Genomic DNA, 14,317 nt, shown 5'->3' on the forward strand with positions numbered 1-14,317 from the left:
ATCGCCTAAAATACTAATTATTAATTAGTTACAATAAAACCATTTGAATTATAGCTAATAAACCCAAAAATCGGGATAAAAGACACTACTATGTGGTCTGAAATTTATAAGCCTTACGTTTATTAAGGTAGAATAAAACAAGGATCAAGCTACAGACCGCACTACCAAATAAGATAAAAAGTAGCGGCTTTACACTTTCGGTAACGAGCTCTGCGACCAAAATACTGGCAACCGAGCCAAAGATCATCCCAATACTTCCTATAAGTGCAGAAGCACTTCCTGCTTGCTTGGTAAAAGGATCAAGAGATAATGCGGTAACATTAGGGTTTTGAAAACCTATTAAAAACAACATTGTAAATAGAAATGGATATACGATCCAGAAATTGATTTCGACGAAACTAATCCCTAGTCCGAGCGCTGTTAAAATAGTAAGCGCTACACAGGTGGTTACTGTAATTTGCAACAGCGAAAAACGCTTCAGCGCCAAGCGATTGATTTGACTTCCCAGAATTAAACCAAGAGCATTACTCCCGAAAACCCAACCAAATTGTTGTTCCGTTAAGCCAAAAAATTCAATAAAAATAAAAGGAGCACTACTTACATAACTTAGCAAGCATCCCATTGTAAAACCGCGAGCAATTGCAAAAATGAAAAACTCCCTGTTTTTTAGGATTGAAACATACTCTAGCAAAATATTCTTTGGCCTTAGGCTGGTGGTATGATTGGGTTCTGCACTTTCCGGTAAAACATAGGTGATCAAAACCAACATTATAATTGCAAATGCAGCAAGAATATAAAAAACCGCCTCCCAGTCAAAAGCACCAATTACAAGTCCGCCTACAGTAGGAGCGATTATGGGAGCAACCCCCATAATGAGCATTAATGTTGAAAGTACATCTGCAACTTGTTTCTTTTCAAAAAGATCTCTTACGATCGCCTTTGAAGCCACCATACCGGCGCAACCACCCAATGCCATAAAAAAGCGGGCGGCGATTAAAATATTAAGATTCCAGCTGGCTGCACAAATAAGTGAAGTGACCGTAAAAAGGATAAGGCCGCCTATTAGTGGGCGACGTCTCCCAAACCGATCCATCAAAGGTCCGTAAGCGAGTTGTCCCAGTGCTATCCCAATAAGGTAACTGGTTAAGGTTAAACCTACTCTGCTGATATCTACTCCAAAATCGTCTGCAACATTACCAAAACCCGGCAGGTACATATCAATCGAAAACGGACCAATTGCAATAAGGGTTCCCAGAATTAAAATGATCGTCGTGCGCGAAGAAGTGGTGAAGCGTTTTGTCATAACCTGATTCTAAAATGCAAAATTAATCTATGTTATTACAAATCGCGGGCAGCCGGATGTTATTAAAATCGTAAAGTAAGCGCTGATTTTCTTAAGGCAACGATGTAGTAGACTACAGTAAACCAATTCGAGAAAGGCTTTGAAGTGACAAAGTATTAGATATTGCCAGTAAACTATTTTAGGGCAAACCCGAGACATTGCTTGAAAACGAATTTTCAATTGCGAGGCAAGCCTTGGAGTATCAAACCCTTTGACGGTGCCAATAAAAAAGGCGACCCTAATGCGTCGCCTTTTTTAGTATTTTAAGCTCGTATTTGATTTTTGGTTTCCGAAGAACTCCAAGATTGTTCTGAATATTCAGCGGTTGATAAATTTTCAACCACAATATACTCATCACTCGCCTTAAATTTTTCTAACAGTTCGTCATTAACGTGAATAGGAATTTGCAATCCCGGATATTTTAAGGCAAACAGTTCTCCTTTTTGTCCTACTAACTCTAACTTAATTGGTGTTTCCATAAATCGAAGGTTTAATTAATAGTTTCTCGTCAACTCAAAGCAAAAAAAGTACCATCAGATTTCACGAGAAAAAAACTGTCAATTTTTCAGAAAGCCCATCAAGGTTTTACAGCTGCAGCGGCACTTCCATCAACAAAACAGAAGCATCTGCTGTCGCTTTTAAGGTAATAGCATCAGTATCAAAAACACCCAAACCGTCTCTTCGTTCCAGAGCTTGCCCGCCTGCTTCTATGCTTCCTTCTAAAACAAAAATGTAGAGTCCGTTTGTTTTTAAATTGAAATCGTAAACCACTTCTTTTTCGGCATCCAAATCTACCATATTGAACCAGGCATCCTGATAGATCCATACACCGGCGTCTTCTTTATTAGGAGAAAGCACTTGCTGCAGTTTATTCTTACGATCGGCACGATCAAGAGTGATTTGATCATAACGCGGTTCTACATTTTGCGTATTGGGAATCACCCAAATTTGTAGAAAACGCACCTCCTCGTCTTTATTCTTGTTATACTCAGAATGCTGCACTCCGGTTCCGGCACTCATCACTTGAATATCTCCTTCCTTGATGACGGTGGTATTTCCCATACTGTCTTTATGCTCCAGATCACCGGATAAAGGAATGGAAATAATTTCCATATTCTGATGCGGATGCGTACCAAATCCCATTCCCCCACTCACTTTATCGTCATTAAGCACGCGTAAAACACCAAAGTTCATACGCTGCGGATCGTAATAATTTGCAAAACTAAACGTATGTCTGCTGTGTAACCAGCCGTGATTTGCATCTCCGCGCGTTTCTGCTTTGTGAAGTAGTGTTTTCATTGAATGTATTTTAAATAAGTTGATTATAAATCTAGATTTTATAGTCGACTTTTAGCCGAAAACTTACGGTAAGCTGCTATGCTGATGTAATAAATAAACCTTAAAATGCTATTGGTCAAAATCTACTTTGTATTTTTAATAGCTAAAACAAAACGATGAAAAAAATAATACTCAGTACCGCCATACTTCTGGCGCTCTTTTCTTGTAAAACCGAAACCAAGGAAACTCCTGAAACAACTCCCGTAGTCTCTACTGAAGAAGTCGCAGAAGAAGAACGCACACCAGAACAGGAAGTTGCCTATAAGATCGCTGAAGCCAATGGCTTAGACCAATGGGATCAGGTTTCTGAAGTACAATTCACTTTTAATGTAGACCGCGGAGAAGAACACTACGAGAAATCCTGGATCTGGAAACCCAAAACACAGGACATCACCCAGATGACAGCTCAGGACACCATCACGTATAACCGATCTAGCGTAGACAACACCAGCACCGCTACAGATAAAGGCTTTATCAATGACTCCTTCTGGCTTCTAGCTCCTATGCATTTGGTTTGGGATAAAGAAAGTTCAAATCTTACCGTACAAGACACAGCAACAGCGCCTATAAGCAAGAAGCAATTTCATAAGATCACCCTTACCTATGGTGACGAAGGAGGCTATACTCCGGGAGATGCCTATGACTTTTTCTATGATGACGAGTTTATGGTACGCGAATGGATTTTTAGAAGAGGAAATGTTTCAGAATTCTCTATGGTGACCACCTGGGACGATTATGAGGATTACAATGGAATTAAAATCGCCTCAGATCACAAAACTGAAGATAAAAATTTTAGACTTTATTTCACAGACATCGCAGTAAAAACAGAATAAAGCTTAGGCTTATAAAATTTTAAAAGCACGCCCTTAGGCGTGCTTTTTAGTTTCGCCTAAGGCTGAGCGCAACAATTCCGGCGATTGCGGTAAAGCATAGAAGTGCAATAAAGCTTCCTTTAAGATCAAAGGTTTGTGCCAAAAAGCCCAAAAATACCGGACCAAGAAGTAGGCCTACAAATCCGGTTCCGGCAATAAAGCTAATGCCCTCTTCGGCACGTATTCCTTTCAAATTACCGCTATATCTGAACAATTCAGGAACTACAATAGACAAGCCCATCCCCACGACTGCAAAACCTATAAGCGCAGTGGTTGTATCGGCAACTAAGGTGAGACCAAAACCAGCGGCCGCAAGAAAAGAACCGATGATCATAATCAAACGCGAACCAAATCGTGTAGAAACGGCATCGCCAAAGAATCTGCCCAATGCCATCGTCCCGTTAAAAATAGTATACCCCAAGCCTGATAAGGCTGCGGTAGCCAAAGTTACTTGCTCTAGATACAACGCACTCCAATCTACAATAGCGCCTTCGGCAGCCATTACCAGAAAACCAATCAATGCCAAACCGATCAAAGGCTTCAGATTTTTCAGCTTAAAACTAGATTCTTCAGCTTCCTGAGTGCTCGTTATTCGGTAATAGTTTTTAGATAAAATAAGATTGATCACAATCAAGATAAGACTTACTCCGGCAACATGACATTCCGCAAAAGCGATATACGGCATTAATAAACTTCCCAAACCTGCTCCCAGCATCCCGCCTAAACTGAAAAACCCGTGAGAAACCGACATAAAATGCACCTTGTCTTTACGCTCAACTTCTGTGACCAAGGTATTGATCGCTACATCAAGTAATCCTGAAAAGACACCTACTCCATACAAAGACGCACAAAGCAAAACATAGGACTTAGCCAAAAACGGACCAAGGATAAACAAACAAAAGCCAATCACAGCAAATAAAACCGCTTTTCCCAAACCAAGATTCTTGATAAGCTTTGGCACAAAAGGAATGGTACAAAGCGTCCCTAACGCCATAAAAAACACGGCAAAGCCCAATTCTCCTTCATTGAGCTGCAGTTTTGCAGTGATCTGTGGGATATAAATAGCCCAGGTACCGTAAAGAATATTTAAGGTTGCAAATAAAAAAACCGGCGTAAAATACCGTAAACGGCTAAATACTAAACCAAGTGATTGCATCAATTTTAAAGTGAACTACCTCAGGACAAACCTGTCTGTCGACAAAGGAAAGCCCTAAAGAAAGTTATTAAAGTTAAATTTTCAATTTAAAAACAAGCCTAAGAGTATTAAACCCTTTGGCGGCACCAATAAAAAACAGCTTAGCAAATTACTACAAATACCCTAGGCTTAAAAGGATTTAGTGAGTCTCTTTAGGCTTAAGGTTTATGCCTGCTAAGTTTGCCGCACGTTTGCCGATGTGTTATTTTTACCGTCTATGCCAGAAATTGAAAAAACCACGTATCAAGACACTTTAGCCTACGCAAAACAGGCTGATGCAGCAGACCCTTTAGCCCGCTTTCGGGATATGTTTAATATTCCTAAAGACGCGCAAGGAAACAACCTCATTTACCTTTGCGGAAACTCTTTAGGACTTCAGCCTAAAAAAGCAAAAGAATATGTTGCTCAAGAATTAAGCAATTGGGCAGATATCGCGGTTGAAGGTCACTTTAAAGCAGCTATCCCATGGACGACGTATCACGAGGTTATGCGCGAACCTATGGCAGCAATCGTAGGTGCAAAACCTGAAGAGGTAGTACTTATGAACACGCTGTCTACCAATTTGCACTTGATGATGGTCTCGTTTTACAGACCGACAGCTAAACGCTATAAAATCCTTATAGAAAGTGACGCTTTTCCTTCTGACAGTTACGCGGTCAAATCGCAAATCAAAGAGAAAGGTTATGATCCTCAAGAAGGGCTTATACTTTGGCAACCGCGTGAGGGCGAGCACCTCAACCGCTTTGAAGATCTCGAAGCGCTAATGGCTGAACATGGAGAAGAAATCGCCTTGGTAATGGTGGGGAATTCTAATTATTATACCGGTCAAAAATACCCTATAAAAGAAATCACACAGTTAGGTCACCGTTACGGCTGTAAGGTAGGTTTTGATCTGGCACACGGCGTGGGCAATATAGATGCAGACTTGCACTATAACGGCCCTGATTTTGCCGTGTGGTGTACGTATAAATATTTAAACAGCGGCCCCGGTGCTATTGGCGGATGCTTTGTACACGAGCGACACGCAAATGACAAAGATATCCCGCGTTTTACGGGATGGTGGGGACATAAAATGGAAAGCCGCTTTAATATGCGTGTGGACTTTGACCCTATTCCTGGAGCAGAAGGCTGGCAATTGAGCAATCCGCCTATTTTATCGATGGCGCCTATACGCGCCTCTCTGGAGATTTTTGCTGAAGCCGGTTTTAAAAACATACGCGCTAAATCTAAAAAGATCACAGGGTATTTAGAATACCTCATCAACCAACTGAATGATGAGCGCATTTCTATCCTAACTCCTGAAAATCCGGAAGAACGCGGGTGCCAACTTTCTATTCAAGTTAAAAATGCAGACCGAAGCATGCACGATGGTTTTATGCAAGCCGGTATTATTTGCGACTGGCGAGAGCCGGATGTAATACGTGTAGCTCCTGCTCCGCTTTATAACAGCTATGAGGATGTTTACGAGATGACCCAACGCCTTAAACAACTTTTAGCCAACATATAATTGTACGCTAGCGTACCAACTAACAAACCTCTTTTGAAAACTCCAAACCAAGAACATATTTTAGTCATAGGCGCCGGGCTTTGCGGTTCACTGCTCGCCTTGCGTATGGCCCAACGCGGGTATAAAGTCACCCTGATGGAAAAACGTCCCGATCTGCGCAAAGAAGTTGTAGATAGCGGCCGCTCGATCAATTTGGCTTTTTCAGACCGCGGAATGAAAGGCTTACGCCTTGCCGGTCTTGAAGATAAAGTGCTTCCGCTTTGTATTCCTATGCACGGTCGCATGATTCACAACACCGAAGGAGAACAATTTATGAGTCCGTACAGCGGAAGACATGAATATATCAATTCGATCTCTCGCGAAGACCTCAACATAATGCTGCTTGATGAATGTGAGCTTATGCCGCAAATCACAATGCGTTTCAATCAAAAATGTACTGGGGTAAACCTCGAGACGGCTGAAGCTACTTTTGAAGATTATAAAACCGGAGAAACCACCACCTATCAAACCGATATTGTGATGGGCGCCGACGGTGTAGGTTCTGCCCTGCGCAAGAGTATGTTGGATCATCGTAAATTCTTATTCAGCTACGGTCAAGACTTTTTAACCCACGGGTATAAAGAATTGTCTTTTCCTCCTAAAGCAGATGGCGGCTTTCTTGTAGAGAAACACGCTTTGCATATCTGGCCGAGAGGGAAAGATATGATGATCGCCTTGCCTAACCTTGACGGCAGTTTCACTGTTACGCTTTTCCTTTCTTGGGATGAGGGCAAAGACAGCTTTGAAAGTCTCAATACCGATGAGGCTGTCGTAGATTACTTTAAACGTGAATATCCTGATGCGCTAGCGCTAATGCCAGACCTGCTTGAAGAGTTTCACGCTAATCCTACATCACCGCTGGGTACTATCAAATGTTCACCCTGGCACGCGTACGGTAAAGTATTATTGCTAGGCGATGCCGCACACGGCATTGTTCCGTTTTATGGGCAAGGAATGAATTCTGCTTTTGAAGATATTTATGTGCTTGATCAATATCTTGATCAGCATGCCGGAGACTGGAAAGCGGTTTTTAAAGCTTATCAAGAAGAGCGCAAAGAAGATACTGATGCGATTGCAGATCTCGCTGTAGATAATTTTCACGAGATGAAAGCGCATACGGCGAGGCCTATTTTTCAAGAGAAGCGGAAACTTGAAATTGCTTTTGAAGAAGCCTTCCCTACCGAATATTTTTCAAAATACTCCCTAGTTACCTTTAGAGAAGACTTGCGCTATTCTGAAGCGATGCGCCGCGGCAGGGTTCAGGATAAAGCCATCTTAAATTTGATCTACGACGGCAAGTTCACCACTGATATGAGTTTACGCGATAAACTTGACTTGATGAAGCAGGAAACCCGCAAAATGTTACACGATGAGGAGGTCCTAGAAGGCCTTGAAGAAGAAGATTAAACTATGCATTTTATCTCAGAAGATCTTGACGATTATGCAGTAGCGCACTCTGAAAAGGAGCCCGAGTTACTGCGCCAGCTTACCCGGGAGACTTATCAAAAAGTGGTTCAACCGCGTATGCTAAGCGGGCATTACCAAGGCCGTATCTTGAGTATGATCGCTAAACTGGTAAATCCTAAGGTCATTCTAGAAATAGGCACCTATACCGGCTATTCGGCCTTATGCTTAGCTGAAGGTTTACAACCTGACGGCATCTTGCACACCATAGATGTAAATGAAGAACTTGTTGATCTGCAAAAAAAGTACTTTGATGCTTCGGCCTATGCAGCTAACATCAAACAACACTTGGGTCCGGCGCTAGAGATCATTCCGCAGCTGGATGAAGACTTTGACCTCGTTTTTATGGATGCAGATAAGCCCAATTACCCCGCTTATTTTGATATGATCGTTGACCGTATCAGACCGGGCGGACTCTTACTTTCTGACAATGTATTGTGGAGTGGTAAAGTGGTAGAGCCGCTAAATCCTAAAGACAGCTCTACAAAAGCGCTTTTAGAATACAATCGCCTACTGGCGGATGACGAACGTCTGGAGACCGTATTGCTCACCATTCGCGACGGACTCACCATAAGCAGGAAACGCGGGTAGTTGAATTTCCTCAGAGCATTATTCCTTTTGATTCCAATAAAAATCCCGACTTGAAACAAGTCGGGATTCATAATTAACACTTAGAATAAATACAATTATTGTTCTAAAATACTCTGCTTATAAACAATCACCCAGAGTATTTATAGGATAGAAATCATAGGTAATCGATTTCTTGTTTAAGATATTACTAAATTCTCGGTTTAGCCGTGTAAATTTTTACAAAGTGTCAAAATTTAACATTAAGCAGCTGTGGCTATCTTAGAACTGATCAAAAAAACAGGAAAGCTGACCAATACAATCTCCTGACAACCTTAACCTTACAGCGACCATAAACGCAACTAACCTGAGCATTTACAAACCGCTTAGAATCCTTCAAAAAGTACTTTAGAATTTACGCTTTACCGATCCGGTAATCTCTTCGATATTCTTTTTAGCATCGTCAATTTCCTTTTTCATATCCTTGGCGATATCGGTATTGATGCCTTGCTTATCTGCGCTCTTGGTAATTTCAGATTTAATATCTTCTGTAGCGTTCTTCAGGGTGCGCATACCTTTACCGAGACCTCTGGCGATATCCGGAACTTTATCGGCACCAAAAACCATAATCACAATAAAAATCACAAAGGCAATCTCTCCTCCGCTAATAAAAAGTGGTATACTCATAACACTGCAAATATATAGGAAAAATAAAAGCCGATGTAAGAACATCGGCTTTTTAATATAATAAATCTGTCTTAATACGTACTAGTCTTCGGTACCTTCTTTAAAGCTGTCAAACTCGCTCTCTTGCTCTTGTTTTGGCCAGCTGTTGTTGCTAACGTCAACATCGGCAGTTTCAAGATCCGGATCAAGTAATACTCCGGTAAGTTCTTTATCGGTAGCCAATACTTTAGTCACCTGAGCGTCGTTTTTACGCCATACTTGTACAGGATAGGTAACCTTCTCTTTAGTTCCGTCTGCATAGCTATACTCAACGATAATAGGCATTGGGATCCCTCCCGGCTTATTGAATTTGATCGCATAGAAATGCTTAGGTGTTTTTAAGTTTGCTCGTTCTGCAGGAGAAAGGTTATCCATCAAGAACTCTTGAAGGTTTGGTGCGTTCTCTAAGCTCGACTTGTTCTTCATTGCCGGATCATAGTCTTCACCACCTTCTTCAACAACATAAACAAGATCTCTTCCGCTAGGATCAACCCCATAACGTTGCATCAATTCCTTTCCTGCTTGTGTAGGCTTATCAGTCAAGTAATATGATTTTACTTCTTCAACACCCATATCTACGTTTTCAGTAGTATAGAACCATCCTCTCCAGTACCAGTCTAGATCAACTGCAGAAGCGTCTTCCATAGTACGGAAGAAATCTTCAGGAGTTGGGTGTTTAAACATCCAGCGCTGTGCGTAAGTTTTAAATGAATAGTCAAACAACTCACGTCCCATCACGGTCTCTCTTAAAATATTAAGCGCAGTTGCCGGTTTTCCGTAGGCGTTGTTCCCTAGTTGATAAACGTTCTCTGGGTTTGACATAATTGGCGAAATAAAGTCTTGATTACCACCCATATAACCGGTGATCTTAGAAGCTTCTCCACGACGTGAAGGATACTTTGCATTAGGAGCAATCGCCTCTGGATACTTCTCACCAAAATCTTGCTCGGCTACATACTGTACAAAGGTGTTGATTCCTTCATCCATCCAACCCCATTGGCGCTCATCAGAGTTTACGATCATCGGGAAGAAGTTGTGTCCCACCTCGTGAATAATTACACTGATCATTCCAAATTTAGTACGATCGCTATAGCTTCCATCTTCATTAGGACGTCCGTAGTTCCAGCAGATCATTGGGTATTCCATCCCTTGGTTCTTTCCGTGAACAGAGATCGCTTTAGGATAAGGATAATCAAAAGTCATTCTAGAGTACGATTCTAAAGTCTGTACAACAGCTTTTGTAGAGTACTCTTCCCAAAGTGGATTTCCTTCTTTAGGATAGATCGAGATCGCCATTACGTCTCCTTTAGGAAACTTAACCGCTTGTGCGTCCATAATATATTTACGAGAAGAGGTAAATGCAAAGTCACGCACATTCTCTGCCTGAAGTTTCCAGGTTTTAGTTTTGGTGCTGCGTCCTTGTTCGATTTGCTCTGCTTCAGCCTGTGTTCTGATGAGCACCGGCTTGTCATAGCTCTTGGTCGCTTGTTCCCAACGCTTGTATTCTTCTTTACTATATACTTCTTTACGGTTTACCAAGTTACCGGTTCCGTCTAACAAGTGATCTGCAGGTACTGTGATCTCTACGTCGTAATCTCCAAAAGGAAGCGCAAATTCACCGCTTCCCCAGAGCTGGTAGTTTTGCCAGCCTTCTACGTCATTGTACACACACATTCTTGGGAAGAACTGTGCGATCACATAGTTTTTGTTTCCGTCAGGAAAACTCTCATATCCAGAACGTGCACGATCTACAGTATGCTCAGGAATATTATAATTCCAACGTATGCTGAATTCAAAAGAATCACCCGGTGCCAATGGCTCAGGCATTTCTACACGCATCATTGTGTAATTGATCATATGCTCTAAAGGCGTACCGTCTTGAGACACTTCTGTGATATTGAAACCACCGTCAAAAGCTTCGGTCATATATTGTGAAACGATGCCCGCAGGCTGTGCTACAGGAGACATCCCGCTCCCGTTACGCTCTAAGGCAGGAGAATCTTTTGTACGTACATTTTGATCTAATTGTACCCAAAGATATTCTAACTGATCAGGACTGTTATTGTGATAGGTGATGGTTTCAAAACCGCTTATGGTTTGCTTCTCATCATCAAGTTCAATCTTAATTTCATAATCGGCCTCATTTTGATAATAGGCAGGTCCCGGTGCTCCCGAAGCCGTACGAAATTGATTAGGCGTTGCAAACTCGTTATAAAGTTGTCTAAACTTATTCGTGTTTACATGCCCTGCTTGTTTTTCTTGCGGTGCTTGCTCTTCCTGCGCAACTGCTGTTGCTCCAACCAGAAGTAACACTGCAAAAAGCGTGTGCTTGAGTGTTCTCATAAAAATTAAATCTATTTTAAGTGCTTGTGAATTTTATAAAAGTAAAGATTAACCGAATCTTAGTAAATTATTCAGAAAAATTTAACATCGCTTTATCATTTCCCTCGGTAAGTAAAAAGCTCTTTTTCTTCCCTTTTGCGTTAAGATGAATCACGTTTTTTTGATCGGGGAATACATCCATCAATAAGGTATTTTCTATAGCTATCGAGCGCAAATCTTGTATCCCGGTGACTTCGATAAAGCACACGACGTAGTCTACCTCATCCTTATGCCCAATGTAGTTAAGTTGTTGTGGTTTTCCGTTTATCGAAATGATCAACTTCTGATCAAAATAGCGCTGAATATATGCATCCAATTTATCCTGATCGTAGGTAGCATCTACTTTTATCGAAGCATCATAACGCTCTTGAAAGGCTTTTTCCAGATCATCATAAAACACACGAGTCACCATTTTTAAGGAGTGCTCCTGCGCATCATAATCTGCCTGTGTTACGCTGAAATAATATTTATGCGCTGCCGCTGCCATCAAGGGCAAAGCAACTAAAAGTAGAATGCTTAATTTTTTCATAAGTGCCGTAAAATTACGCTTTTTATAAAGCCTGACCGCCTAGCTTGTATCAAAAGACATTCCATAAACGCATTAGTTTTTTTCTGAAGGAAAATCTACAGACACTCCTTCTTCTTCTTTAGAACGTAAATAAGCAGGCGCCTCCTCCATCAAAAGCTCCATCAAGGAGAGCTGATTGTCACGCGAGGCGATCTCTAAGTTTTCAGAACGATCCATATACACATAATGTGCAAAATCATCGATATAGCGTGCGGGAATCTTCAACTGAAACATATACGTTGAATCGGCAACGAGGTTACGCGCTTTTTGAACGCGGATTTCCATATTTGATATTTTGACGATTTTCTTAAGATAGGCCGTACGACCAGAAATCGCGTTGATCACAGCATCTACAGGAATGATACCGCCTCCGGTATGTGTTGCGGTGTACAGCTTGCGCTCTTCTGAAGTAAGCACCGGCCCCGTGTACACCGGCAAACCGGCCGCCCCGGGATCAAAAGGTTTTTCTACTTTAGGCACATTCATATCGTCTCCCAACCTGCCGCTCAATTCGATATCGCTAATATTGACATCCTCAAGTTCGGTCACTTCGGTTTCCAGTTTGATCTCCACATAATTCCGTCCAAAGAGCTCGGGCGTGATGACCACTTCCTGATGCTTGAATTGAAGTGCCGAGACATACAAGGTGTCGTTCTCCCGCACCGGAATGGTAAAATTACCGCTACGGGTAGTGATCGTTCCTTTTTGCAGCGTAAGGTTTAATATATGTAGGTATTCGTGATCAATAGAATCATTGATCACGCGACCTTCAAGCATCTTCGTTTCCTGAGCGCTCAAACTAAAGCCACAACAGCCTATAAACCATAAGAAAAAAGCAATACGCTTTGCCATATATCAAATATTCCTTCGCTTTAAATACGTCTCTGGTATCCTTGCGTTGCAAAAGTAACGGGTTAGTATACTGATAAAGCTTCTTGTTACACTAAAATTATGGGTATTTGAACGTAGTTGAGGCTAAGTTTCCCTCAAAAATGACTCTTTAAAGAAGTTTGGCTTTTCAGCAAAATCAAGCCTTTGAACGCCTTTATAATCTCATTAACCGATAGTTAAGAAAACTTTATGAAGAAAATATTGCATTAATAGGTTCTTACTAGTAGTTTTGCCTCATTAAATCGTTTTAGTAATTATGAAGAAATTTTCACCCCTACTGTTTCTTCTTCTATGCTCTGCATTTTGTGTTGCACAAAAGGCACCTATTCAAGAAGAAACCCCTAATCAAAGTGCAGTTCAGATGCCTTCTGAAACTCCTGCAAGTACCAACCTCAAAAAAGATGCGCAAGCCACTGAAGCTAAAGCTTCAGTAACTACCGACTCCAAAGTCTTGACCGGCACTTTTTTACATCCGGGCACTATAGTCCTTGATGAAAGACAACAAAAACTGCGTGACTCGTTGCGTCGCAAAACGTACCCAGTACGTGTACCACGCGCATTTTAGCACGCACGTAGATTTAGAAATGTGATTTATCACAAAGAGATAATCAAAAGCAGCCCTATCGGCTGCTTTTTTTATGCCTACTCGTTGTCTGACAAGGTCTTTTTAAATGCATCGCGCTGCTCTAGCAAGAACTGGATCAGCGCCAACTCGTTCCCTTGCTCCATCATTTCTTTCGTCAGTCCGTTTTCTGCGACGTATTGAATGTATTGGCCTACACGCTCCTGTTCTATATTCAGATTATTCTGAAAAAAGGTGTTTGAATACATCTGCGCCAACTCTTCTTCGGTATTCTCTGGAGTGGCTCCATCATCAGATTTTTTGAATATCGCTTTAAATATGTTTACAAAATTGAGTCCATACCTCCAGCGTTGATCATCTATCGCCACATTCTCGGCAGCAGAATACCGGTCGTACTGCGTGTCTTCCATACGGATGTCGCTTCCATCAAAAGGGACCGGATCTATAGTTCGTACACGATTTACATCTGCCACGATATCTCCAGTAAGATCATAAGGACGTACGACAATTTCATCCAATTCATTTACCGTCTCTCTTAGGGTCACGTTCATTTGCTTGCTGCTTACGATCCCTTGATCAATGATCGCGGTAATGGGTGCAAACTGTACCGATTGGATTACCACCTCATCGTTGCGGGCTACGGCAATATCAAAGGTACCTTCTTCTGAAGTGATCGTCCCGCGCTGTGCTGTTTTATTATAGATCACAATACCGGCCGCATCATCTCCTGCAGGAACGATTATCTGACCATCGATCATTACCCGCGCGATCTTTTGGGAAACCGCATCGGCCTGAGTTAAAAACAGTGCAACAAAAAGCATAAAAAGTCTCATAAGGAAGGTT

The 14,317-nt window shown here is 41.7% G+C and carries 14 protein-coding genes; 5 read left to right on the forward strand and 9 right to left on the reverse strand.

What is annotated here, in order from left to right; all coding sequences use genetic code 11:
• Positions 1–88 precede the first annotated feature (88 nt).
• The 3 genes from MED217_RS14590 to MED217_RS14600 all read right to left on the reverse strand — a co-directional run bounded on the left by MED217_RS14590 (position 89) and on the right by MED217_RS14600 (position 2,641).
• A complete protein-coding gene (locus MED217_RS14590; RefSeq protein WP_009781316.1) occupies positions 89–1,303 on the reverse strand; it encodes a multidrug effflux MFS transporter in 1,215 nt (404 codons plus the stop codon).
• Between the two features lie 302 nt (positions 1,304–1,605).
• Positions 1,606–1,821: a hypothetical protein gene (locus tag MED217_RS14595; protein ID WP_009781318.1), complete on the reverse strand. Its 216-nt coding sequence runs from the start codon at positions 1,819–1,821 to the stop codon at positions 1,606–1,608.
• A gap of 106 nt (positions 1,822–1,927) precedes the next feature.
• The gene (locus MED217_RS14600; RefSeq protein ID WP_009781319.1) at positions 1,928–2,641 is read right to left on the reverse strand and encodes a pirin family protein; all 714 of its coding nucleotides are present in this window, start codon (positions 2,639–2,641) and stop codon (positions 1,928–1,930) included.
• A 155-nt stretch (positions 2,642–2,796) separates the two neighbouring features.
• Between MED217_RS14600 and MED217_RS14605 the strand changes: the two genes are divergently transcribed.
• A complete protein-coding gene (locus MED217_RS14605; RefSeq protein WP_009781320.1) occupies positions 2,797–3,513 on the forward strand; it encodes a hypothetical protein in 717 nt (238 codons plus the stop codon).
• Positions 3,514–3,559: 46 nt separating this feature from the next.
• Here MED217_RS14605 and MED217_RS14610 read toward each other — a convergent pair whose 3' ends face one another.
• Positions 3,560–4,708, reverse strand: a complete 1,149-nt coding sequence (locus tag MED217_RS14610; protein ID WP_009781321.1) for an MFS transporter — start codon at positions 4,706–4,708, stop codon at positions 3,560–3,562.
• 256 nt (positions 4,709–4,964) lie between these two features.
• Between MED217_RS14610 and kynU the strand changes: the two genes are divergently transcribed.
• From kynU to MED217_RS14625, 3 genes are read left to right on the forward strand one after another with little or no spacing between them, the layout of a single operon-like run.
• Positions 4,965–6,254 (forward strand): kynureninase, encoded by a 1,290-nt coding sequence (gene kynU / locus MED217_RS14615; protein ID WP_009781322.1) that lies wholly within the window; start codon positions 4,965–4,967, stop codon positions 6,252–6,254.
• A gap of 33 nt (positions 6,255–6,287) precedes the next feature.
• Entirely contained in the window at positions 6,288–7,700 is a 1,413-nt protein-coding gene (locus MED217_RS14620) for an FAD-dependent oxidoreductase (RefSeq protein ID WP_040533679.1), read from the forward strand.
• Between the two features lie 3 nt (positions 7,701–7,703).
• A complete protein-coding gene (locus MED217_RS14625) occupies positions 7,704–8,348 on the forward strand; it encodes an O-methyltransferase (RefSeq protein ID WP_009781324.1) in 645 nt (214 codons plus the stop codon).
• A gap of 384 nt (positions 8,349–8,732) precedes the next feature.
• On the opposite strand, the gene MED217_RS14630 is transcribed toward MED217_RS14625, so the two are convergent.
• The 4 genes from MED217_RS14630 to MED217_RS14645 form a co-directional block, all read right to left on the reverse strand.
• Positions 8,733–9,011, reverse strand: a complete 279-nt coding sequence (locus tag MED217_RS14630; RefSeq protein WP_009781325.1) for a Sec-independent protein translocase subunit TatA/TatB — start codon at positions 9,009–9,011, stop codon at positions 8,733–8,735.
• 81 nt (positions 9,012–9,092) lie between these two features.
• Positions 9,093–11,393, reverse strand: a complete 2,301-nt coding sequence (locus MED217_RS14635; protein ID WP_009781326.1) for a M1 family metallopeptidase — start codon at positions 11,391–11,393, stop codon at positions 9,093–9,095.
• Between the two features lie 67 nt (positions 11,394–11,460).
• Positions 11,461–11,961 carry a DUF6702 family protein gene (locus tag MED217_RS14640; RefSeq protein WP_009781327.1) on the reverse strand — a complete coding sequence of 167 codons (501 nt, stop codon included), beginning with the start codon at positions 11,959–11,961 and terminating at the stop codon, positions 11,461–11,463.
• A gap of 72 nt (positions 11,962–12,033) precedes the next feature.
• Complete coding sequence (locus tag MED217_RS14645) at positions 12,034–12,852, reverse strand: hypothetical protein (protein WP_009781328.1); 819 nt, start codon at positions 12,850–12,852, stop codon at positions 12,034–12,036.
• A 295-nt stretch (positions 12,853–13,147) separates the two neighbouring features.
• On the opposite strand from MED217_RS14645, the gene MED217_RS14650 reads away from it, so the two are divergent.
• On the forward strand, positions 13,148–13,456 hold the full coding sequence (locus tag MED217_RS14650; protein WP_009781329.1) for a hypothetical protein: 309 nt from the start codon (positions 13,148–13,150) through the stop codon (positions 13,454–13,456).
• 77 nt (positions 13,457–13,533) lie between these two features.
• Here the strand turns inward: MED217_RS14650 and MED217_RS14655 are convergent, their stop codons facing one another.
• Positions 13,534–14,307: a peptidase associated/transthyretin-like domain-containing protein gene (locus MED217_RS14655; protein ID WP_009781330.1), complete on the reverse strand. Its 774-nt coding sequence runs from the start codon at positions 14,305–14,307 to the stop codon at positions 13,534–13,536.
• Positions 14,308–14,317 lie beyond the last annotated feature (10 nt).

The organism is Leeuwenhoekiella blandensis MED217, assembly GCF_000152985.1.
Taxonomy (GTDB): domain Bacteria; phylum Bacteroidota; class Bacteroidia; order Flavobacteriales; family Flavobacteriaceae; genus Leeuwenhoekiella; species Leeuwenhoekiella blandensis.